This is a genomic window from Colwellia sp. SU-HH01217 (assembly GCF_057543495.1).
Window position 1 is genome coordinate 502,738 of sequence record NZ_BAAJLX010000001.1, and the last position, 23,395, is coordinate 526,132.

General features: G+C 38.5%; 15 protein-coding genes and 1 riboswitch. Of the genes, 9 read left to right on the forward strand and 6 right to left on the reverse strand.

Annotation, left to right across the window (positions count from 1 at the left end; all coding sequences use genetic code 11):
- Positions 1–13: 13 nt before the first annotated feature.
- The 3 genes from AC27G3_RS02185 to dapA all read right to left on the reverse strand — a co-directional run bounded on the left by AC27G3_RS02185 (position 14) and on the right by dapA (position 3,049).
- Positions 14–1,243, reverse strand: a complete 1,230-nt coding sequence (locus AC27G3_RS02185; RefSeq protein WP_487118352.1) for a PLP-dependent decarboxylase — start codon at positions 1,241–1,243, stop codon at positions 14–16.
- A gap of 60 nt (positions 1,244–1,303) precedes the next feature.
- Positions 1,304–2,053, reverse strand: a complete 750-nt coding sequence (locus tag AC27G3_RS02190; protein ID WP_487118353.1) for a 2,3,4,5-tetrahydropyridine-2,6-dicarboxylate N-succinyltransferase — start codon at positions 2,051–2,053, stop codon at positions 1,304–1,306.
- 78 nt (positions 2,054–2,131) lie between these two features.
- The gene (dapA, locus tag AC27G3_RS02195) at positions 2,132–3,049 is read right to left on the reverse strand and encodes a 4-hydroxy-tetrahydrodipicolinate synthase (RefSeq protein ID WP_487118682.1); all 918 of its coding nucleotides are present in this window, start codon (positions 3,047–3,049) and stop codon (positions 2,132–2,134) included.
- A gap of 132 nt (positions 3,050–3,181) precedes the next feature.
- Positions 3,182–3,380, reverse strand: a riboswitch (Lysine riboswitch).
- A gap of 238 nt (positions 3,381–3,618) precedes the next feature.
- Between dapA and AC27G3_RS02200 the strand changes: the two genes are divergently transcribed.
- From AC27G3_RS02200 to arcA, 3 genes are all read left to right on the forward strand, one after another.
- A complete protein-coding gene (locus AC27G3_RS02200; RefSeq protein ID WP_487118355.1) occupies positions 3,619–4,653 on the forward strand; it encodes a methyltransferase in 1,035 nt (344 codons plus the stop codon).
- 111 nt (positions 4,654–4,764) lie between these two features.
- Positions 4,765–6,390, forward strand: a complete 1,626-nt coding sequence (locus AC27G3_RS02205; RefSeq protein ID WP_487118356.1) for an ATP-binding protein — start codon at positions 4,765–4,767, stop codon at positions 6,388–6,390.
- Positions 6,391–6,589: 199 nt separating this feature from the next.
- On the forward strand, positions 6,590–7,291 hold the full coding sequence (arcA, locus tag AC27G3_RS02210; protein ID WP_487118358.1) for a two-component system response regulator ArcA: 702 nt from the start codon (positions 6,590–6,592) through the stop codon (positions 7,289–7,291).
- Positions 7,292–7,306: 15 nt separating this feature from the next.
- On the opposite strand, the gene AC27G3_RS02215 is transcribed toward arcA, so the two are convergent.
- A complete protein-coding gene (locus tag AC27G3_RS02215) occupies positions 7,307–7,651 on the reverse strand; it encodes an Hpt domain-containing protein (RefSeq protein WP_487118360.1) in 345 nt (114 codons plus the stop codon).
- A gap of 299 nt (positions 7,652–7,950) precedes the next feature.
- Between AC27G3_RS02215 and folE2 the strand changes: the two genes are divergently transcribed.
- From folE2 to AC27G3_RS02235, 4 genes are all read left to right on the forward strand, one after another.
- Complete coding sequence (gene folE2 / locus AC27G3_RS02220) at positions 7,951–8,877, forward strand: GTP cyclohydrolase FolE2 (protein ID WP_487118362.1); 927 nt, start codon at positions 7,951–7,953, stop codon at positions 8,875–8,877.
- Positions 8,878–9,329: 452 nt separating this feature from the next.
- Entirely contained in the window at positions 9,330–13,790 is a 4,461-nt protein-coding gene (gene gltB / locus AC27G3_RS02225; RefSeq protein WP_487118364.1) for a glutamate synthase large subunit, read from the forward strand.
- A gap of 84 nt (positions 13,791–13,874) precedes the next feature.
- The gene (locus AC27G3_RS02230) at positions 13,875–15,305 is read left to right on the forward strand and encodes an FAD-dependent oxidoreductase (RefSeq protein ID WP_487118365.1); all 1,431 of its coding nucleotides are present in this window, start codon (positions 13,875–13,877) and stop codon (positions 15,303–15,305) included.
- A gap of 430 nt (positions 15,306–15,735) precedes the next feature.
- Positions 15,736–17,901 (forward strand): cation:dicarboxylate symporter family transporter, encoded by a 2,166-nt coding sequence (locus AC27G3_RS02235; protein ID WP_487118366.1) that lies wholly within the window; start codon positions 15,736–15,738, stop codon positions 17,899–17,901.
- 89 nt (positions 17,902–17,990) lie between these two features.
- Here the strand turns inward: AC27G3_RS02235 and AC27G3_RS02240 are convergent, their stop codons facing one another.
- Both AC27G3_RS02240 and AC27G3_RS02245 read right to left on the reverse strand, forming a co-directional pair.
- Positions 17,991–18,821, reverse strand: a complete 831-nt coding sequence (locus tag AC27G3_RS02240; RefSeq protein WP_487118368.1) for an N-formylglutamate amidohydrolase — start codon at positions 18,819–18,821, stop codon at positions 17,991–17,993.
- A gap of 196 nt (positions 18,822–19,017) precedes the next feature.
- Positions 19,018–20,928 (reverse strand): beta-ketoacyl synthase, encoded by a 1,911-nt coding sequence (locus tag AC27G3_RS02245; RefSeq protein WP_487118370.1) that lies wholly within the window; start codon positions 20,926–20,928, stop codon positions 19,018–19,020.
- A gap of 140 nt (positions 20,929–21,068) precedes the next feature.
- Between AC27G3_RS02245 and AC27G3_RS02250 the strand changes: the two genes are divergently transcribed.
- Both AC27G3_RS02250 and AC27G3_RS02255 read left to right on the forward strand, forming a co-directional pair.
- Positions 21,069–22,076: a GlxA family transcriptional regulator gene (locus AC27G3_RS02250; RefSeq protein ID WP_487118372.1), complete on the forward strand. Its 1,008-nt coding sequence runs from the start codon at positions 21,069–21,071 to the stop codon at positions 22,074–22,076.
- Between the two features lie 23 nt (positions 22,077–22,099).
- Positions 22,100–23,314 (forward strand): CaiB/BaiF CoA transferase family protein, encoded by a 1,215-nt coding sequence (locus AC27G3_RS02255; RefSeq protein WP_487118374.1) that lies wholly within the window; start codon positions 22,100–22,102, stop codon positions 23,312–23,314.
- Positions 23,315–23,395 lie beyond the last annotated feature (81 nt).

Consider the following 23,395-nt stretch of genomic DNA (forward strand, 5'->3'; position numbering starts at 1 on the left):
TTTATCCTGTACTTTAACGCAAATACCAAGAAGCAGACTCTGCTGATCTGATAACGGTTAATTTACCTTGTTGATAAACATATTCCGCTGCAATTTCATGACATAAAAAGAACGGCATGCTTTCAGTGAAACCATAAGCTCCACAATAACCAAAAATAAGATGGTCACCCACATCAGTATCACTGGGTAATTCTAGTTGTCCTAACTTATCCATACTGGTGCAAAGCGGTCCATGGATATGAAAGTTATTCGACAAATCAGGAGTATCGGCTTTACGTAACCTTGTCACGGGAAAGGGTTGTTCGGTAATAGCTGGTCTTAATAAATGATTAATGCCTGCACCGAGCACTAATTGCTCTTGATTAAAGTTATTTTTTCTATCCACTACTGGGACAACATAATAGCCACATTCAGCAACGGCATAACGACCAAGCTCTAACCATAACTCGTCTACGCCTGCTTTAGCTTTTATAATTGCTAAGTCATTGATAATCTGTTGCCAAGAAAGTTGCTGTCCTTCTTGTAAGTAATCTATTCCTAAACCGCCCCCCAGATCTAAGACTTTTAAAGTCATACCTATGTTCTGCGCTAATGTAGTTAAAGGCTCAATCATTTGTGACCACAAAGAGAACATTTTTTCATTACTGAGCATATTGCCCCATTGAAAAATGTGTAAACCTGTAATGTCGAGGCTTGAAAAATCAGACACTTTAATTTCTGACCAAATATCTGTTGATAAACCAAACGGAGTAACGGTATTTCCACCTAAAGGATTTTTATCCCCTTCAGGCCATTGCAACTGTACTCTCAATAAAACTTGAGGTTTGCAATCACACTCTTTAGCGGCTTCATTTAACCAAGTCAATTGGTTTAAGCTTTCTACCACAAAGGTATTAACACCTTGCGCTAAGAAGTAAGCTAATTGCTTTTTAGACTTAGCTGGCCCAGTATTTAAGATACGCTGAGGCGTTATTCCTTGCGCCATGACTTGGTTTAATTCACCCGTACTTGCCACGTCAAAATCAAAGCCCGCTTGATCAAGGGTTTGAATAATACTTGATAGCGGATTTGCCTTAACCGCAAACCATAATTTAATAACATCTTGGTTTTGTAACTTGGCTAAATGCGCTTTTAATGCATCAAGTTGATAAACAAAATAAGCGTTTTCATGCTCGTTTGTCCCTTGATGCTGAGTGAGTTGTTCAGCTACATTCTCGTCAAACCATACGGGTGTTGTATTCATTTTATTTGCTCTTTTTCAATGCTAGTGTCATTCACTTCTTCGATTTATTTACGCTGACAATTATCTCAATACTTCTTCTAACTCAAGTGAAGCATCGCTTTTTTCATCACGGTATTTAACGATAAGCGCACAAGCAATGGTTAAGCCTTGAGCTTGAGCCCATTCACCTTTCATAGGACGCGTACCAGGCACCACAATAGCGCGCTCTGGAATCGCTGCACCTTTTTCAAGCATGACATTGTTTACACAATCATACACTGGCACTGAGGCGGAAAGTGATACGCCCGGCGCAAGTACCGCACCTTTTTTAACAACAATACCTTCAACAATAACGACGCCAGCACTTAAAAAGGCATCATCTTCAATAATGACGGGGCTCGCGCCAACTGGCTCTAATACACCACCAATTTGTACTGCTGCTGAAACATGAACATTTTTGCCAACTTGTGCACAAGAACCAATTAACGCATGACTATCCACCATAGTGCCACTGTCAACAAATGCACCAACGTTGATATAAGCCGGTGGCATAATAATCACACCTGGTGCAACATGAGCGCCACGCCTTACTGAAGAGCCACCGGGCACTAAACGCACATTGTCTGTGACGTTAAATTGTCTAGCAGGTAAGTTGTTTTTATCCACAAACCCTTGATAAGCGCCATCAAACTGAATGTTTTCACCCGCCTTAAATGCCGATAGAATTGCTTCTTTAGCCGCTACGTTTGCTTGCCAATGCCCCTGTTCATTTTGTGTTGCTGAGCGAACAGTACCTGCTTCAAGTTGATCTAATGTTTCTTGCCAGTTCATATTGTTATCCTAGTATTCTAAAGTTTAATAAATTTAATACGTTAATCGATTCTATTGCTTGATTTTATTGACTAGCCGCTAAAGAGAAGTTTGCCAATCTCGTTGTGCAAGCCATTGACTGATACTGTGATCAGCCGCCAATAATGCACGGTTATCATTCAGCTCTAAATGAGTTAAAGGGGCGCGTAAAATGGGGGTAGCAATAACTTGTTGCTCAGCCATTAGCACTTTAACGGGAATAGGGTTTGCCACTTGAAAAAGTAAATTAATGGCGTTTTGCCATAAAGGAAATAAGCTATCTACTTCCCCGGTTAAAGAAAGTTGAACATATCGGTTGGTCGCTTCTGGCCAAGCATTAGCGCACACTGACACTAACCCTTTTGCGCCAGCTTTTGCTAAATATGGCATCATGGCATCTTCACCACTGAATAAGGCGATATGAGGACATTGCTGGCGATAAGCTAAAAATTGATTGAGATCGCCACTTGCTTCTTTAATTGCCCAAAAATTTTCATGGCTTTGCAAGTTTTCAACCGTGCTTAATGGAATAGCTACACCGCTGCGAGAAGGCACGTTGTAAAGCATGCAAGGAAATTTGGCTGAATCGAGTAATTGTTTAAACCATTGTGTTTGTCCAACAGGACCAGGCTTTGCATACAGCGGTGTTCCCAATAAATAAGCGGCGATAGGTAATTGGTTACATGTTTCGATCCAACGGACTTGCGATGCTAAGTCATAGCCACCAACAGCAACCATGATTGGAGAAGATAAACCTAACTGACAAACATACTCAACAATGCTAAGTTGTTGCTCGCTAGTTAATGCTAAGCCCTCCCCTGTACTTCCTAATAACAAGATGCCATTACCCGCATCATTTTGTTCGTTAGCAATAACGTTTAAACTGTTAAAGTCTATGTCGCCATTATTATCAAAAGGAGTAACTAGTGCAGTCCAAGTACTGTAGTTATTTAACTGCTTAATTGCTTGGCAGCCCATGGTAGTTGGTGTGCTTGTGTGGGTGTCTGGTAAAATTGTAGTATTCATTGCTCTCGAACTCATTTCGTTCGGAGAACTTAACGGCATTTATAAAAGCGTGAGTATCAGGCAGATACATAAGGCACTTTTATAAAGGCCAGAAGCTCTCCACCAAATTCAACTTTTATCAATTAGAAAAAGTTACGGTGACAATCGTCAGGATTCAACCTGAACAACCGACAAAGACATCATCAAAAATGTCTTTATCTCGGCGTTAATCCCCCTCGTTATTAATCATCAGAGTTTGATCTCTTTATAATAACTACCTGGTTAACGCTCCTCTTCTGGCCCTATTATCACTAAATCGTCTAAAAAAAAATTTAACAGACAATTTAGTTGTAATTAGGATCGACGCTATTAGACACCTTTTGCACATTAGTGTCAATAGACGTCTATACGGTTATCAATAAGTACGGGATTTGTTTAGCCATTATTTTTGGCTATCATTTACTTTTCAAGTAGAATAGCACTCTCTTAAGATATTTATAAAATAGCGCTCTCGCACTATTGAACAGTACAGTTAGGTAAGCATGTCATTAACAAATCCCAGCCAAGTATTATTACGCAACAGTGAACTACTCAAGGCGACACATCCATTATTAATTAATATGCCTGCTGATGAGTTATTAACAGAGTATTTATCGTTATTTCCAACAGCCAAACCCACCTGTTTAAATACTAACTTTGAAGAGCACAGTTATTTAACCTCCCGCTATCCACAAGTCAGTTGCGTATTTACCAGTCATTATAAAACTGAAATTCGCCATGACTTAGTTGTTATCGCTTTTCCTAAAAGTAAAGCAGAACTAGGGTTTACCTTAGCAATGATTTCACCTTTGCTTGCCAAAAGTGCGCAAGTTTTATTGGTTGGCGATAATAAATCTGGTATAAAATCTTGCCCTAAATTAACCAGTTCGGTATTAACTCATTGTAATAAAGTTGATTCTGCACGACATTGTTCTTTGTTCGCAGGACAGTTTAATAATCAATATCAAGAGTTTAATATTGATTCTTGGTTTAAAACCTATCAATTTACTATTAATGACATCACCTTAACGATTGCTTCATTGCCAGGCGTATTTAGCCAAAAAAGTTTAGATGTTGGAACACGCGTTTTATTGCCTCACTTACCTGATAACCTCTCAGATACCGTTTTAGATTTTGGTTGTGGTGCAGGTGTGATAAGTTGCTATATCGGTAAGAAATTTAAAAACGTGCAGCTCTCATTATTAGATGTCAGTGCTCTAGCGTTAAGTTCAGCTGAAAAAACATTAAAAATAAATGGCCTAACAGGTACTGTATTTCCCTCAAATAGCTTATCGAACCTTACTCAGTCATATCAACATATTGTTTCTAACCCCCCATTTCATCAAGGTGTTAAAACAAATTACCAAGCAACTGAAAGCTTTTTAGCTAATATCAAGCCTTTCATCAAAGCAAAAGGCTCGATTACTATTGTCGCTAATAGCTTCTTACGTTATCAAGAAATTATGGATAGCAATATTAGTAAAAGTGAACTACTAGCAAAAGAACAAGGGTTTTCTATTTATCAGAGTCGACTATAGGATAATTTAACAAATGATTAAGACGTTATAGATATTTTTCCAAAGAAATGTTGATAAAAATTCATTTTTCAATAATTATTCTAAAGTAGCTAAAATACTATTAAGGCCTATATGCCCGCCACCACTAAAATATATTCTATTTATCGCTCTTTGTTTATTTACGTTATTACCCTAGTAATAGGTATTACTTTAGTTGGCGTAGTGAGCAGCAGTTATTTAACCGTTGAAGAAGCTAAAAGAAGCTTAACTGCTAGTGCACAAAATTGGTCCACCCTTATCGCTCAGCAAAGCATCGAGGCGATAGAAAACAATCAAGTGCAAACATTAGAAAAGTCTTTAGCAAGCTTTAATCAATTAGCCTTTATTAATTATATTCATATCTACAAAGTACAAGAAAACTCTTCACAAGTTAACTATTTTACCAGTTATAACAAAAATACTAATTACCCATCTATCCCCGATAAAATTAATCAAATAGCTGCATTACAACAAATAAACTTTAGTCAAAAGTATGCGGAGTTAATCACCCCAATTTACAGTTCCGATCAACTTGTTGGTTATATCTACCTACAACTGAATAACCAAAATATTAATAGCCTTAAAAACAATGCATTACTGCTATCGGTAGTCATGTTGTTTGCATTCGTTGTGCTTGCTTTATTTTTTATTGTTCGTTTAACACGTACGATTACTCATCCCTTAAAAAGCATCACTCAGACAATTCAACAAATCGCACAAAATAAAGATTACAGCGTACGTTGTGAACAAGAAGCCTATAAAGAAGCTGACATCCTAGCTAAAAATTTAAATATTTTATTAACACGTACTGAATTAAAATTTAATAAACTACACATCAAACATCAAGAAATATTATCTGAAAATCAATCTCTTAAAGACAAGGTCAACCTTAGAAGTGATGCGTTAAAAGAGTCTAATCAAGAGTTACTTACCACTTTAGAGAAGCTCCATCAGTTTCAAGGTCAACTCGTAGAGAGTGAAAAAATGGCCTCACTCGGTGATATGGTTGCGGGTGTTGCTCACGAGGTAAATACACCTATTGGTTTAGGTGTCACTGCATCAACCTTATTGTTAGATAGAATAAAAGAGCTTAAAGATGCCTTTGAAAACAAGACCCTAAGATCGAGTCAGCTTAAGAGATTTTTAACCGAAGGTGATGAAAATGTTAGCATTATTTATCGTAACCTCAATCGAGCGGCAGATTTAATTTCGAGCTTTAAAAAAGTAGCAGTTGATCAATCTAATGAAGAAGATCGACAGTTTGTTGTCAAAGAACTTATTGACGAGGTCTTGCTTACCTTAGCTCCTCAATTAAAAAAACAACCCGTATCAATCGAGATACTTTGCCCTAACGATCTTATAGTAACAAGTAAACCTGGCCCCATTAACCAAATACTGATTAACCTTATTATTAACTCTATTTTGCATGCTTTCGATGGTATTGAAGATAAATTGATCACCATTAATGTCATGAATTTAAGCGATCAACTCAGTATTAGCTACAGCGACAATGGTAATGGCGTAGACCCGAGCATTAAAAATAAAATATTTGATCCCTTTATTACGACTAAACGAGGTTCTGGTGGTAGCGGTCTTGGTTTACATCTGGTCTACAACTTAGTAACACAGGCGCTTGGAGGTCATATTCATCTTGAAAGTGACAACGAACAAGGCGTGCTTTTTGAAATAAATTTTCCAGTTAAAATATCAAAAAATTAAGTATTTACGATTATCTACACTATAATCAAAAAATGAATAACTCAACAATACCGACTATAGCTTATTGTTATTTAATATGAGGTTATATAACATATGTCCAATTGTTCATTAAACAATGTTAACTTATTGTTAATAAATATAATTTGACTAACTAAACATATTCGACAAATTACTCGACAAAAATTAATGGAAATATTACATGCAAAAATCTCATATTCTTATAGTAGAAGATGAAGACGTTACCCGTTTTAACCTTAGACACTTATTTGAAGCTGAAGGGTATTTAGTTTCTGAAGCGACTGATGGTGAAAGCATGGATGCACAACTTCGTGAAAATACAATTAATTTAATTATCATGGACATTAATTTACCGGGTAAAAATGGTTTATTACTCGCAAGAGAGTTAACCAACAATAATGAACTCGGCTTGATATTTTTAACAGGTCGCGACAGTGATATTGATAAAATATTAGGGTTAGAGATTGGCGCAGACGATTACTTAACCAAACCATTTAACCCTCGCGAACTTACTATCAGAGCAAGAAATATTCTCTCAAGAATAGGACAAACCAAACAAGAAACCGAAAACGCCATTATTAAATTTAATCAATGGACGTTAGATGGTAATTCAAGAAAAATGGTGTCGCCTAACGGTGATGTTATCGCCATTCCGCGTGGAGAATACAGAGCACTTAAATTACTCATTGAGAATTCTGGACAAATTGTCACTAGACAGCAACTAATTAAAGAGATGACTGGGCGAGATTTACGCTCTAACGATCGTACTGTTGATGTAACGGTTAGACGTTTACGCAAACACTTTGAGTCTATTAAGAATACCCCAGAGCTAATTAATACTATTCACGGGGAAGGTTATAGATTTGTTGGCAGCGTTGATTAAGTAAAAATAAATCAACTATACCGTATTTAACCATTGATTAAATGCGGTTATACCTTCCTTATTCAGTTGTGTTAATTCAGATAATGTTACTGCTTTTTGATCGAATGAATCCAAAGACTTTTCAACACTGACCAAGTAAGCATGTACTTGTTTTAATCCAACACTGCCTGCAGCCCCTTTCATTTTATGGCAATGCTCACGCCATAATTCATGAGATTCTTGTACAACTGAACTTCCAATATCGTCGAGATATATATTTGATTGTTGGGTATATAACTCAATCATTTTCTGAACAATGTCCTTAGTTAAGTCGTTAAGGTAACCCGTTAATAATTCTTTATCTAATTCATTATTATTCATCAAAAATTCCCATAAAACAGTTTGAGATACATTCTTTCCCTATAATAGAGAGTCATTAACAATACACAAGTTTAATAATTAATATAATTAATTCGAAAATCTGATATATCACTGTAGCGCCCGTTTTTATTGATTTTAGTTTGAATTTCGTTCAAAATACCCAACCAATTTAGTAGGTCTTTCAATTAAAATACAAATAACAGTAATGATCTCTACAGAAAATAAGATAGAATACGCGCCCTAGAATTTAGAAATTCATTCATGTAACACACTTAGATAATGTATAAAGCGGAGTAAAAATGCCGACATCAATGCCTGATATTGCCCATCAAACGACAGCTCAAACCGAAGGTAAACTTGACTGGGTTGGCATGAGTAATATTGAAATGCCTCTGATGGTTGCCTCAGACAGTGACTCGCAGCGCATGGTTTCTGCACATATCGATGCATTCGTTAACCTCAAAGAGCCTCAAGCAAAAGGCATTCATATGTCTAGACTTTATTTGCAGCTTGACGAGTTATCAAGTAATGGCGTATTAACTTATCAATCGCTTATTACTTTATTAGATGGTTTTATTAGTAGTCACCAAGATTTGAGCGATAATGCTAAAGTTAAATTTAGTTTTGATTACCACTTACGTCGCAAGTCTTTAATTAGCGGAAAACTTGGCTGGAAAGCTTACCCGGTTACTATTACGGGTCGAGTAAACCAAGGAAAGTTGGATGTTGAGCTTGCGGTAGACGTACGTTACTCATCAACTTGCCCATGTTCAGCGGCACTTGCGCGCCAATTAATTCAGCAAGCTTTCCAAGAAAAGTTTTCTGATAGCCAAGCTGTTGATTTAGACACTATTCATGAGTGGTTAGGAACAACCGATGGCGTTGTTGCAACTCCTCATAGTCAGCGCTCTGTTGCTGAGCTTAAAGTTAAATTAGGTAGTGACGTACAAGCATTCCCGATCACAGACTTAGTTGATGCTATAGAAGATACCTTGCAAACTCCCGTTCAAGCTGCAGTAAAAAGAGCTGACGAACAAGAGTTTGCACGGTTAAATGGTCAAAACTTAATGTTCTGTGAAGACGCAGCTCGTCGCGTACAGCACACTATGAACTTATCGACACAGTATCAAGATTTTTGGTTAAAAATAAATCATCTTGAATCGTTACATGCACATGATGCGGTATCAATTACGACTAAAGGTATAGCAGGCGGCTATCAACCGTAATCACACGCTAATAAGTTTAACCACTTCCTTAAAAAGGCTGCTGTTATTGCAGCCTTTTTTATTTGTCTGTTATAGGTTGCTTTTTTGTCTATACAACATGAATAAAAAATGAATAAATATTGCATTTTCATTCACCTGCTATTTACTGTAATAAAATTACACAATCTTTCCACTTATGAAAACTTTCTACTAAAACAACAAAATAGAACTATCCTTTAAAAACAACACCTAGAGCAAATACAGTATCTTTCAAGGCTAAAACAACGACATTCGACCTTGAAAAAAAACTACGAGCAAATACTCTATTTTGATTGACCTTTGGACAACAAGTGTTTAATGTTAAAGGTTCATCTTGGCTGAGAACGGGATAGTTATGCATTTTTATTATAACTCTATTCTTTTTACTTATCCTGATGCTAAGACGATTTATATTTAGGTTTAGGAGAAAGTAAATGCAACTTTATGATCACAGCGTTCAAAAAGATAATTGCGGTTTTGGTTTAATCGCTCATCAACACGGTGAATCGAGCCATAAATTAGTAAAAACTGCTATATCAGCACTTGATCGCATGCAACATCGTGGTGGTATTGCTGCCGATGGGAAAACGGGTGACGGCTGTGGGTTATTACTGCAAAAGCCCGATAGTTTTTTCCGCTCAATTGCCGAAGAAAATAACTGGCAACTCGGCAAAAAGTATGCGGTGGGGATGATTTTCCTAAACCCAGACCCTGTTCAAGCGGCGCTGACAAAAAAGATATTTGAAGAAGAACTGACAAGAGAAACATTAACAATTGTCGGATGGCGAGAAGTGCCCACTGATAAATCGATATTAGGTACTATTGCCGCAGATAATTTACCTTCAATAGAGCAAGTTTTTGTTGATGCTCCAGCAGGATGGCGTAATCGCGATCTTGAGCGTCGTTTATATATGGCACGCCGTAGAGCTGAAAATCGTATTACCGATAGCGTATTTTATGTTGCTAGTCTTTCGTGCTTAGTAACTATCTACAAAGGCTTAGTTATGCCGGTAGATTTACCCAATTTTTATCTTGATTTAGCTGATATACGTATGCAAAGCGCGATTTGTGTTTTCCATCAACGTTTTTCAACGAATACCTCACCGCAGTGGCATTTAGCACAACCATTCCGTTATTTAGCTCACAATGGTGAAATTAATACCATAAAAGGTAACCGTCAATGGAGTCGAGCACGTACTTATCGCTTCCAATCACCACTTTTACCTGATTTAAGAGATGCCGCCCCTTTTGTTAACGAAAGTGGTTCAGATTCATCTTCATTAGATAATATGCTTGAGCTGTTTTTAGCCGGCGGGATGGATTTATACCGTGCGATGCGTTTGTTAATGCCGCCAGCATGGCAGAACAGTCCTCGAATGGACGATGATTTAAAAGCCTTCTACGAATTTAACTCTATGCATATGGAGCCATGGGATGGACCAGCTGGCGTAGTAATGACTAACGGTCGTCATGTTGCTTGTAACTTAGACAGAAACGGCTTGCGTCCTGCTCGTTATATTATCACTCGAGATGGTTTTATTACTTTAGCATCAGAAGTTGGTATCTGGGACTACGGTGAAGATGAAGTTATTGAAAAAGGTCGTGTTGGACCAGGTGAAATGCTTGCTATAGATACCTATACAGGCAAAGTGTTTCAATCAACAGATATCGATAAAGAGCTTAAAGTTCGACATCCTTACCGTGAGTGGTTAGATAAACATATCCGCCGCTTAGTGCCATTTTCAGAATTAGACGCCGAGCAAATTGGCAAGCGTGTTTTTAACGATAACGAAATGGCGCAATACCACAAAATGTTTAACTACAGCTATGAAGAAATTCAACAGGTTGTAAAAACATTAGCCGAAAATGGTCAAGAAGCGACAGGCTCTATGGGTGACGATACGCCAATGGCCGTTTTGTCTAGCCAACCTCGTACACTTTATGATTATTTCAGACAACAGTTTGCTCAAGTAACTAATCCGCCAATTGATCCATTGCGTGAAAAATATGTGATGTCATTAGGCACCTGTGTAGGCCGAGAACATAATGTTTTTAATGAAACAACAGGCCATGCAGATCGTATTTTATTTGCCACACCAATATTAATGTACACAGGTCTGAAACAATTACGTGAATTAGACCCTGAACATTACCGAAGTGATACCTTGTCGCTAAACTATGATCCGAAAGAAGGATTAGCGGCGGCTGTTAGCCGTTTATGTGACGAAGCCGTAGACTTAGTCCGCAACCAAAATACGGTAATCCTGGTGTTATCTGATCGAAAAATTCAGCAAGGTTTAATTCCTATTCCTGCTGCTATGGCAGTTGGAGCAGTACAAAAACGTTTAGTTGATCAACAACTACGATGTGATTCAAATATCATTGTTGAAACAGCATCAGCAAGAGATTCACATCAATTTGCTGTGTTATTAGGGTTAGGTGCCACAGCAATTTATCCTTATTTAGCATTAGAAACGGTTGAGCAGCTTGTTGACCAAGGACAAATCGAATTAAGTGCACGCGATGCCGTCATTAATTACCGAGATGGTATTAACAAAGGCTTATTAAAAATACTTTCTAAAATGGGTATTTCAACAATCGCCAGTTACCGTTGTGCCGGCTTGTATGAAATTATTGGTTTAGGTGAAGACATTATCGAAATGTGTTTCCCAGAAATTCCTAGTCGCCTTAAAGGGGCTGACTTTAGTGATATCGAACAAGATAATATTAACCTTGCCCGTAAAGCATTTTTGCCTCATCAAAAAATGAATCATGGCGGTTTATTAAAATACGTTCATGGGGGGGAATATCACGCCTTTAATCCTGATGTGGTTAATTACTTACAAAAAGCCGTTCAAAGTGGCGAGTATAGTGATTATTTAAAGTTTTCGAATGCCGTTGATAACCGTCCCGTAGCTATGCTAAGAGATTTATTAGCACTTAAAGAAGACACTACACCTATTGATATAAAAGATGTCGAACCTGAAACTGAAATGTTCAAACGTTTCGACAGTGCAGCTATGTCTATTGGGGCATTAAGCCCTGAAGCACATGAAGCCCTCGCTATTGCAATGAACCGTTTAGGTGGTTTTTCAAATTCAGGTGAAGGTGGTGAAGATCAAAGCCGATTTGGTACGGTAAAAAATTCTCGTATTAAACAAATTGCTTCGGGTCGCTTTGGTGTTACTCCACATTACTTGGTTAATGCCGATGTACTGCAAATAAAAGTAGCACAAGGTGCTAAACCGGGTGAAGGTGGTCAACTACCTGGAGATAAGGTTTCTCCTTTAATCGCAAAATTACGTTATTCGGTGCCTGGCGTGACACTCATTTCACCTCCTCCGCATCACGATATTTATTCAATTGAAGATTTAGCGCAATTAATTTTTGACTTAAAACAAGTAAACCCACAAGCGGTTGTTTCGGTGAAGCTTGTATCGGGACCAGGCGTTGGCACTATTGCTTCAGGTGTGGCTAAAGCTTATGCTGATTTCATTACTATTTCAGGTTATGACGGCGGCACAGCAGCCAGTCCTTTATCATCAGTTAAATATGCAGGTTGCCCATGGGAAATTGGTCTAGCTGAAGCGCATCAATCTCTTGTCACTAATGGCTTACGTCATAAAGTACGTTTACAAGTTGATGGCGGTTTAAAAACGGGTATAGATATTGTAAAAGCCGCTATTTTAGGTGCTGAAAGCTTCGGTTTTGGTACAGCACCTATGATCACGCTTGGTTGTAAATTCTTACGTATTTGTCATTTAAATAACTGTGCTACAGGTGTAGCAACACAAGATGAAGTGTTACGAGAAGAATTCTTTAAAGGTTTGCCTGATCAAGTAATGAATTACTTTAAGTTTGTTGCTCATGATGTACGTGAAATATTAGCAAAATTAGGGGTCACTAATTTAACTGAAATTATTGGTCGTACTGATTTGTTAGTGCCGCTAGAAGGCATTAGTGCTAAACAACAAAAACTTGATCTTTCACCTATTATTGCTCCTGTTGTTGCCGGCAAAGATACCGCGCTGTATAAAACAGAAGAGAATACACCGTTTGATCAAGGTGCATTGAACAAAGAAATGCTTGAAGCTATCACCGATGCTATTAATCATAGCAGTGGTGGTGATTACCGATTTACCATACAAAATACAGATCGCTCTGTTGGCGCACTGTTATCTGGTGAAATTGCGAGACATCACGGCGATCAAGGCATGGCAAGCAACCCAATTACTATTCATTTGTCCGGTACTGCAGGTCAAAGCTTTGGTGTTTGGAATGCGGGGGGATTACATATTATTCTTACCGGCGATGCAAACGATTACGTCGGAAAAGGCATGGCGGGTGGTAAATTGACCATCAAGCCACCGAAAGGTGTTGAGTATAAAAGCCATGAAGCGATGATCATGGGTAATACCTGTTTATATGGCGCAACTGGCGGTAAATTATTTGCAAGTGGTCGCGCTGGTGAGCGCTTTGCCGTACGTAACTCTGGTTGTCATGCCGTAATTGAAGGAACAGGCGATCATACCTGTGAATACATGACTGGCGGCATAGTTACTGTACTTGGCGATGTAGGGATAAACTTCGGTGCAGGGATGACAGGTGGTTTCGCTTATGTGTTAGATGAAGCTAACGATTTAGATAGCCGTCTCAATAAAGAGTCTATTGAATTATTAGACATTGAAGACTTAATGATCCATCAAGAACATTTACGTGGCATTATTAATAATCACCTTGAAGAAACTGGCAGCTGTCGTGCTCAAGAAATTTTGCACAACTTCGATAAATTCGCGCCATTATTTAAGTTAGTTAAGCCTAAGGCAACTGACGTTAAAACATTGTTAGGCCATCGTAGCCGCTCATCTGCGGAGCTTCGTGTGCAAGCACAATAGCGGTAATTGTTGCACAACAACAATAAACGATGAGTAAAGGCGTCAACGCCCAATGTTAGTAACAATTTGAATGAGTGAAAAAAGATGAGTAAAAATGTTTATCAATTTATCGATGTAAAACGTATCGATCCGCCCAAAAAGGCAATCGAGCAACGTAAAATCGACTTTGTAGAAATTTATCAACCGTTAAGTGAAGATCAAAGTGGTGGTCAAGCCGATCGCTGTTTAGATTGTGGTAACCCTTATTGTGAATGGAAATGTCCTGTTCATAATTACATCCCACAATGGTTAGAGTTAGTCACCGACGGTAAAATTTTTGAAGCTGCTGAACTGTGTCATTCAACGAACAGCTTGCCTGAAATGTGTGGCCGTGTTTGTCCGCAAGACAGATTATGCGAATCAGCCTGTACACTAAATGATGATTTTGGTGCAGTCACCATCGGTAATATTGAAAAATATATTACTGATACGGCGTTTGAACAAGGATGGACCCCTGACCTATCGCACGTTATTCAAACCGGAAAACGTGTCGCTATTATCGGCGCAGGTCCAGCAGGTTTATCTTGTGCAGATGTGCTGACAAGAAATGGTATTAATGCAGTTGTTTATGATAAAAATGCGGAAATCGGCGGTTTATTAACCTTTGGTATTCCTTCATTTAAATTAGAAAAAGACGTTATCGTACGTCGCCGTAAAATATTTGAAGGTATGGGCATTGAGTTTAAATTAAACGTTAATGTAGGTGAAGATGTTAGCTTTGAAGAGCTGAGCAATGAATATGATGCTGTATTCTTAGCATTAGGAACATACACCGATATGACAGGTGATTTTGAAAATGAAAACTCACCAGGTGTTTATAACGCTCTCGACTTTTTAATTGGCAATACTCAAAACTTAATGGGAATTACGGAAAAAGAGTCTAACAACGTTAAACCATACGTTAGTTTTAAAGACAAAAAAGTGATTGTGTTAGGTGGTGGTGATACCGCCATGGATTGTGTCCGTACATCAATTCGTCAAGGCGCGACTGAAGTTACCTGTGCTTATCGACGCGATGAAGCCAATATGCCTGGCTCTCCACGCGAAGTACAAAATGCCAAAGAAGAAGGCGTTAACTTTGAGTTTAACCTACAACCACTTGATATTGCCGTTGACGATGCAGGTAATGCCATAGGAATTAAGTTTGTAAAAACGCAATTAGGCGCTGCAGACGCTAATGGTCGTCGTAATCCTGAACCTATTAAAGATAGTGAATTTGTGATGGAAGCCGATGCTATTGTTATTGCTTTTGGTTTCTTACCTAGCCCACCACAATGGATGATCGATGCGGGTGTTAAGCTTGATAGTCGTGGTCGTGTGATCGCTGTTGATAATAGCGAATTTGCATTACAAACCAGTAACGCTAATATTTTTGCGGGTGGCGATATGGTTTTAGGCTCAGATTTAGTGGTTACCGCGGTTGATCAAGGGCGTAAAGCAGCAATCGGCATTTTAGATTACGTATTAGGCGCATAATTGCCTTAGTTTTTTTGCTTTAAAACTTTAATAAAGCCCTTTAGCACTATTGGTTGTTAAAGGGCTTTTTTCAATAAAAATAATAATCTACACCTTGAGCAATCAATGTCATTTATACCAATGTCATTAATTAGATAGCCTATTTTTAAGCCAGAAAAATAGTCAAATACAAGGCATTAATTTAATAACCTGTTGTTCTGACTATTAAATAAATAGAGCTGTAGTTTGTTGAATTAGTCAGTAGAAATAGCCGCATAGTTAATAGCGTTGGTATTACCTGTGGTTAAAAGTTTCTGTTCCTTTAAAAGCTTCTTTAGTATCATTAAAAAATCTTCTCTTTCTGATTATAAAATAGTTATATTAAATAGATGCTTACCCAATAGGAGTAATTAAATCCATTTGATATTCCACACTACTATTTGGAAGTTTTATGCTACTTGTTAAAGTTTACAAAAAATTTAGCCCTTTTCAACGCGTTATTATTGCCCTTATTTTAGGTATTTCTTCCGGTATTTTTTTCGGTGAACCTATGGGGAATTTTGAAGTTGTCGGCAATGCCTATATAAGACTATTGCAAATGACGGTTTTGCCTTATGTACTTGTTTCTATTATCGGCGGTCTAGGACGATTAGACAGTGGCATGGCCGCTAGTATTGGCATGCGTGCGATTAAAGTCATATTAATAATGTGGTTAGCAGTAATGTCTACCTTATTGCTGTTGCCATTTGCATACCCAAACTGGGAAACTGCTGGGTTTTTTAGTACCAGCATGGTGACAGAGCCTGCCAAGTTCAATTTTTTAAATCTCTATATTCCATCCAATATCTTTGCTTCATTATCTGAAACCGTTGTTCCTGCCGTAGTGCTTTTCTCATTATTAATGGGTATTGCACTCATTAACGTTAATAACAAAGAAACCTTTTTAACGTTAACCTCAAATATCGGCGACAGCTTAATGAAAGTGGCTTCTTATGTTGCAAAACTAGCGCCTTTAGGTATTTTTGCTATTTCAGCGTCAGCGGCAGGCACATTAGAAGTTGAAGAGCTAGGCCGTTTACAAGTATTTTTATGGGTGTACATCATCGCTGCCGCGTTATTGGCCTTTATTTTCCTGCCTTTAGTTTTACACTGGGCAACCCCTTTTTCATATCGCGAAGTGTTATCTACCGCTGGTGAAGCTGTTATCACTGCCTTAGCAACGGGTACAGTGTTAGTAGTATTACCTATGATTATTGAACGCTGTAAAGAGCTATTAGCTAAACATGGTATGCAGTGTGACGAAACCAACTCAACTGTTGATGTGCTTGTACCGACCGCTTATAGTTTTCCAAGTACGGGGACTTTACTAGGCTTAGGCTTTATTTTGTTCTCTGCTTGGTATGTCGGCTCTCCTATTGGTATTGAACAGTATCCTTCTTTCGTAATTATGGGGGCACTTACAGCCTTTGGCAGTATGGCCGTTGCCATTCCTTTTTTACTGAATTTCTTTGATTTACCCGCTGATCAGTTTCAGCTGTATTTATTAGGTAGTGTTGTTACCGCTCGATTCGCCACGGGCTTAGCTGCGCTTCATGGCTTTGTTGTTACTTTGTTAGTCGCTTCTGCTGTACTTAAAAAACTAAAATGGCGACAAATGGTACAAGCTATCTTATTACATTTAGCCGTGACTTTAGGTGTTATGATATTGGCAGGTATTGCATTAACCCGTTTAATTCCTTATCAATATGAAGGGGTGAAAACTTTTGAGTCGATGCAGTCGATGAAAGAGCCTGCAGCGCTAACACATTCAGAATTTACACCTTTAACCTCTCAAGATCTTCAGAGATCTCGCCTAAGCGTTATTACTGAACGTGGTTCTATTCGTGTGGGTTACCTTTCTCGTTCACTTCCATACGCATTTAAAAATACCGATGCAGAAGTTGTTGGCTTTGAAATGGAAATGCTAAACGAGTTGGCCAAAGATTTAAACTTGAAATTATCCTTACTTTATATAAAAGAACATAAAGATGCGCCAGGGTTACTAGAAAATGGCAGCATAGACATCGCTATTGGCGGTGTAGGCATCACACCTAAACGAGCATTGGATGTCAGCTTTTCTAATACATACTCTCACCATACAGCAGGGTTATTGTTGGCCGACTCAAAAAGAGATAAATTGGCAGACTTAGAATCGAGCCAAGCAATTAAAGGGCTAAATATAGGTGTGGGTAATAACGATTATTATAAAAAAGTGGTTAAAGAGTTTATACCCAGTGCTGAAGTGACAGTTATTACTAATGTCAGAAATTTCTTAAAAGGCAAATATCCAGACGTCGATGCAATGGTATATTCCACTGAAGCCGCTTCTGCTTGGTCAATGCTTTACCCAGAATATACGGCAATTATTCCTAAAGGCTTGAAAATAAAAGTACCTATTGCTTTTAGCTTACCTAAAGGTGATATCGAATATTTAAGTTTAATTAACACTTGGTTAGAGCTTAAAAAAGAAAGCGGTTTTCAGCAAAGAGTTTATGACTATTGGATTTTAGGTCAAAACCCTAAAGCGAAAGTTCCACGTTGGTCGGTGGTTAAAGACGTTTTTGGCTGGGAATTATAAACTGAATAAGGTGTAAAAAAGGGTTGTTAATCATCATTAACAACCCTCTTTTATCATAAATTAACAGCAGCTAATTTGATTTTCTCAGGTTACATCATAATACTTTGTATATAGTCTTTAGTATGTTGCGCCACGGTTGCATTGTATGCTTTTTGTAATGAAGGCAGCACCACGTTATCTGGTTCACCGGTTAGCTCATTCATAAACACTTTTTTACTTTCCGATGCGAGAACCAATACGTCGTCATATCGCCCGTGACAAAAAGCAGCTAAGTAGCCTTTGCCAAAAAATATATCATTTTCTCTTGCTGTCACATCAATACCATCGACTTTCATATTATTTAGCTGTGTTAACCAAGCATCAACCACAGGTCGCCACTTGTCACTTTTTACCGAACTAGTTCCCACGTTAAAAACAGGTAAGTCTTGACGTTCATGACGTCGAAAATTATACGAATGGTTATCGTAAACAATACACTGGCCAAAATCTTCGATTAACGCTTCAACGATTGCGGCCACAATACGATAAAACTGCGAATGCTTTTCTTGGCTCTTTGCAATAACTGAACTATCGAGAGGCGTTTTCCATATTTCTTTACCCCATGCACTTTCATAAACACTCACAGAAGTTTCACGATTTAAATCGTACTCATAACGAGAGTCGTGTGCGATTAACGTTATAGCTTGCTCAGCAATAAAACTGCCCGTAAAGGGATCTTCCTCATAATAACGTTCCGACTCACTCAATAAACAGTTAGCCAGTAATTCTTCTCGAAATTGACTACCGTTATGAATTGCTGCCGACATTGCTGGGACATATTTTTCAATTTTAATGGTAAATGCGCCGCCTTCAATAGTCGCTTGAAAGCATTGTCGGTGGGATATTTTATCTACTATTGCTTGTTCTGATAAAAAGCTCATGATCTTTCCTTGTTACCTATATCTTTAGTTTAAGGTATGTCGTCACAGATAAGATAATACTAAGCTTAATTTATAAATTTTGCGAGGTGATAATTGTTAAAGAAGGTACAATCAACAGCGCACATCACCCGTGTGAATCTCTGGTGTTGTGCGCTCATTTAGATGGTGTAATGTGAATGATATCTATTAATGCGAATTAACACATATCATCAAACGGATTCCCTTTAGTAAACTCAATTAAGTGCTCAAAGCCCGGCATTGCTAAACTTTCAGTTGTTATATCAAGCTCTGAGTCATCAATAATTCCATCACCAAACTTATAAATAATGTCAAACTGCCCCAAATCAGCACGTTGTTGATAGCGCTGCTGAGCTAACTCTACTTCAACTAATTTTTCACGATAAGCCGCCATTGCTTGGCTACCATGGCGCTTTTCAAGCATAGTTAAACTTACCAATGGTGATAACACAGGAGCTGTTGCATTGTTTCCACCAAAACCTTTAGAGTTGATAAAAGCGATATCCATCTGTGGACATTGCCAGTGTTGGGTCGCTATATTTAAATGCTCGTCATAGACATCAGCTGCTACTTTATCGATGGTCGTGACACCCGGCATAATATTATGAGCGAAAACGCCAAGCGCTACCGCCATTTGATCGCCACTTGCAGGTCCTATGGTATGACCGACAAAGGCTTTTGGAGCAGCTACTGGCCAATTTTCAATAGAAAATGTTTCAGCAATTCGATGATATATATGAGATTCAGTCACTCTATTTTGTGGAGTGGAAGAACCATGCGCTAAGATAAAACTGCGCTCTCTAATCGCTTGTTCGCCAAGAATATTTTTTGCTAGTGCAACCGACTTTGCCATCGTAATATAATTGCCAGGTCCAGGTGCGGTAATCGATTTTTTAATACCGTCTGCATTTACAAACACATCAGGCACCGAACCTAATACTTTCGCGCCTAGCTCCAGGGTAAGTTTATCATCCATCAAAACCACAAATTGAGCACCTTCACCAATGGTAAAACCACAGTTATCGCCAAACGGTCTACTGGTTCGACGGTGATCAGCTGTCTCGGTGCCATCTAGCTTTTTCAAGCCTTCTTCATTGGCAAGCGCACTCATATTACCAAAGCCTTCAACAACTTCTGGCGTTATTGGTGACTCGGCACTGCCGACAATAGCAACACGAACCCGACCAGCTTGTATGTCTTGCACGGCAGTACGTAGATTATATAAGAACGTGGCACATGCTCCTGACGATGTAAACGTAGTACCGACACTGCCAGTAACATAAGCATTGATAAAATCTGTCGACATGGTGTTCAAACCTAGCGCTAAGTTTTTAGTCGATACTCTGCCACCTTGCAAACGACTACTAACCAAACCACCTAAGCCTTCACTTTGCATTTGCCCGACAACAGAAGCAGAATAAGTACCCACTTGATCTGGGCTTATTTTGCTCATAATTTCAGACCATGCAAACCCCGTAGAGTGGATGGCATCAGACGCGCCAAAAATTGTTGTTTGTAAACCTCTTGGCTGATAGCGGCTATTGTAAAGTTTAGCGGGTTCAAACCCTGTTGGTAATTGACCTGCCGCTTTAATTGGATTGTCACGATAGGCGTTGTGTTTTATTTCAATATCACCTGGAATATCTACACTAACTCGACCGTTATCAAGTTCGGTTACTTGCCAAGTGCGTGGTAGTGGCGATGGCAATTCTTTACGTTTTGTTTCGAACGTAATACTCGGCGTCTCCTCATCATTTTGCTTAGGTGATAAGGTCATCTTTTGGTGCCAAGGTGTGGCATCAACATCAAAATGGTTTTTCTCAATTTTACGAATTAATGTTCCGTCTAAAATTTGCTGGCCAAAACGTGATTCAATATCTTGCTTAGCAACAATATCGCCTGCTTGATCAACTAGTTGACCATTTTCAATACTGACTAACTTCATTAATGACGCTAAACCTAAGAAGGTTTCCTGACGTGCTTCATCATTTAAGCTATCAATAATCATTCGGCGAAAGCCTTGATGAAAAGAAGTACGGCCAGCCGCGTTAACGCCACCCATACCAACAATAAGAGGTAATGCAGTCATGAAAAAACCTTTAATAAAAACGAAAATAACAAAGTAAACCAAGTGAGGTTATTTTAGCGTGTAACAATAAAAATAATCGGCTATAAAAGCCAAAAAACATGCTATAAAGGACAAATAGCATAAATAAGTGAGAATTATTAATGAGTATTAAAATTAAAACTACGAATACCGTTAAAGTTGCACTGGTACTATACGATCAAATGCTAGCAACGAGTGTTAGCCTACCCGTAGAAATGTTACGCGCAGGTGAGGCGCTAGCAATAAGACAAAATAAGCACGCGCCAAAACTGGTCATTCAAATGGTCGCTGAAAATACAACCGCAGTCACCACCCGCGCTTTGATAAAATTATTACCCGATACCAATGTAGAAAATGCTCGACAACCTGATTATGCATTCATTCCTAGCTTATGGCGAAACCCTAGGCCAATACTGAGAAAACACCCTAAAATGATCACTTGGTTAAACACAATTTGGCAGCAAGGCGCGACATTAATTGGTGGTGGTACAGGTGTTTGTTTTATGGCAGAGTCAGGGTTACTTAATCACCACTCTGCCACAACACACTGGCATTATGAACGACAATTTAAACGCAATTACCCGTTAGTTGATTTAAAACCAGATTTTTTTATAACCCAATCAGATCGTATTTATTGCGCAGCCAGTTTAAATGCTTTGGCGGATATTATTGTGCACTTAATTGAACAAATATACGGGCGGTTTATTGCTCAGCAAGTTGAAATGCACTTTTCACACGAAATAAGAAAACCTTATGAAGAGCAAAGATACCTTGAAGGCAGTGTAGACTTACACCCTGATGAATTAATTGCTCAAATTCAATTTTGGATGAGTAACAACCTTAACACGTCGGCAACGTTAAGCGATGTTGCTGAACAATTTAATATCAGTACTCGCTCACTTACACGAAGGTTTAAGCAGGCAACAGGCAATAGCGCAAACCAACATTGGCAGCAATTGCGCATAGAAACAGCAAAAGAGTTACTTGCCTCAAGTAATCTTTCGATTCAAGAAGTTGCTTATCATGTGGGTTATCAAGATCATGGACACTTAACGCGATTATTTAAAAAATCATTAAATTTAACACCAAAAAGCTACCGTGCTATGGTGCGAAAAAAGCTATTTAGTTAATACATTTAAAAGGAAATCAGGCAATGACGTCAGCTCTGAAAGGTATAAAAGTTATCGATTTAAGTCGAATTTTAGCTGGCCCTTGGGCTTCGCAGGTTTTGGCAGATCTGGGCGCCGAAGTCATTAAAATTGAACAACCAATAAAAGGTGACGACACTCGGTTTTGGGGACCTCCATTTATAAAAAAAGCAACAGATCAACAGCCTCCTCAAGCCGCTTACTTTCATTGTGCTAATCGAAATAAACAATCTATTGCTATCGATATAACTCAGCAAAGCGGCCAGCAAGTTATTTACGACTTAGTAAAACAAGCTGATGTTTTTCTAGAGAATTTTAAAGTGGGAGGCTTAGCAAAATACGGGTTAGACTATCTCTCATTAAAAGCCATTAACCCTAAGCTAGTTTATTGCTCTATTACTGGATTTGGTCAAACAGGACCAAGCGCTAGCAAAGCAGGATACGATGCGATGATTCAAGGAGAAGGCGGCTTGATGAGTATTACGGGTGAACCAGACGGAGAACCTATGAAAGTGGGAGTTGCTGTCGTCGATATTATGACAGGTTTATATAGCAGTAACGCTATTTTGGCCGCATTAATGGCTCGTCATCATACCCAAGCTGGACAACACATTGATATTGCATTGCTCGATGTACAAGTAGCAACACTGGCCAATCAAGGTATGAATTACTTGGCCACAACTACAAATCCTCAACGCCAAGGAAATGGGCATCCTAATATCGTGCCTTATCAATGTTTTGCAACACAAGACGGCAATATTATTTTAGCCGTTGGAAATGATAAACAATTTGAACGTTTTTGCCACGTTGCACAACTGGAAGCGCTTAGCACCGACAAGCAATTTGCCACAAACGAGCAACGGGTAAACAATCGCGCAAAGCTTATTCCTTTACTGGCCGAAAAATTAGCACAACATTCAACACATTGGTGGCTTAACGCATTGGAAAAGGTTGCAGTTCCTTGCGGGCCCGTTAATACCTTAGCGCAAGCGTTTGAGCATCCTCAAATTCAACACAGAGAGTTAATTAGAGCTCTTCCAGATAACGACGGCCGTTTAATTAACACAATAACATCGCCAATAAAAATGTCAGACACCCCTTTGCAGTATCGACATAGTGCGCCAAATTTAGGTCAAGACAGTCAAAAAATACTATCAAAAACATTGAATTATGATGAAACCCATATTAAAAAATTATTCACAGATAATATTGTGAGTTAAGTTTTACTCGTTAATTTTGCTAACTGCACTCAATTAAAAATAGCTTTCAATGCTTGTGCGTGTCTCTTACACTATAGGCAT

Excerpts from the sequence above, each read along its gene's own strand:
- AC27G3_RS02185 (WP_487118352.1), bottom strand. The coding sequence starts at position 1,243 with ATGAATACAACACCCGTATGGTTTGACGAGAATGTAGCTGAACAACTC.
- AC27G3_RS02190 (WP_487118353.1), bottom strand. The coding sequence starts at position 2,053 with ATGAACTGGCAAGAAACATTAGATCAACTTGAAGCAGGTACTGTTCGC.
- dapA (WP_487118682.1), bottom strand. The coding sequence starts at position 3,049 with ATGGGCTGCCAAGCAATTAAGCAGTTAAATAACTACAGTACTTGGACT.
- AC27G3_RS02200 (WP_487118355.1), top strand. The coding sequence starts at position 3,619 with ATGTCATTAACAAATCCCAGCCAAGTATTATTACGCAACAGTGAACTA.
- AC27G3_RS02205 (WP_487118356.1), top strand. The coding sequence starts at position 4,765 with ATGCCCGCCACCACTAAAATATATTCTATTTATCGCTCTTTGTTTATT.
- arcA (WP_487118358.1), top strand. The coding sequence starts at position 6,590 with ATGCAAAAATCTCATATTCTTATAGTAGAAGATGAAGACGTTACCCGT.
- AC27G3_RS02215 (WP_487118360.1), bottom strand. The coding sequence starts at position 7,651 with ATGAATAATAATGAATTAGATAAAGAATTATTAACGGGTTACCTTAAC.
- folE2 (WP_487118362.1), top strand. The coding sequence starts at position 7,951 with ATGCCGACATCAATGCCTGATATTGCCCATCAAACGACAGCTCAAACC.
- gltB (WP_487118364.1), top strand. The coding sequence starts at position 9,330 with ATGCAACTTTATGATCACAGCGTTCAAAAAGATAATTGCGGTTTTGGT.
- AC27G3_RS02230 (WP_487118365.1), top strand. The coding sequence starts at position 13,875 with ATGAGTAAAAATGTTTATCAATTTATCGATGTAAAACGTATCGATCCG.
- AC27G3_RS02235 (WP_487118366.1), top strand. The coding sequence starts at position 15,736 with ATGCTACTTGTTAAAGTTTACAAAAAATTTAGCCCTTTTCAACGCGTT.
- AC27G3_RS02240 (WP_487118368.1), bottom strand. The coding sequence starts at position 18,821 with ATGAGCTTTTTATCAGAACAAGCAATAGTAGATAAAATATCCCACCGA.
- AC27G3_RS02245 (WP_487118370.1), bottom strand. The coding sequence starts at position 20,928 with ATGACTGCATTACCTCTTATTGTTGGTATGGGTGGCGTTAACGCGGCT.
- AC27G3_RS02250 (WP_487118372.1), top strand. The coding sequence starts at position 21,069 with ATGAGTATTAAAATTAAAACTACGAATACCGTTAAAGTTGCACTGGTA.
- AC27G3_RS02255 (WP_487118374.1), top strand. The coding sequence starts at position 22,100 with ATGACGTCAGCTCTGAAAGGTATAAAAGTTATCGATTTAAGTCGAATT.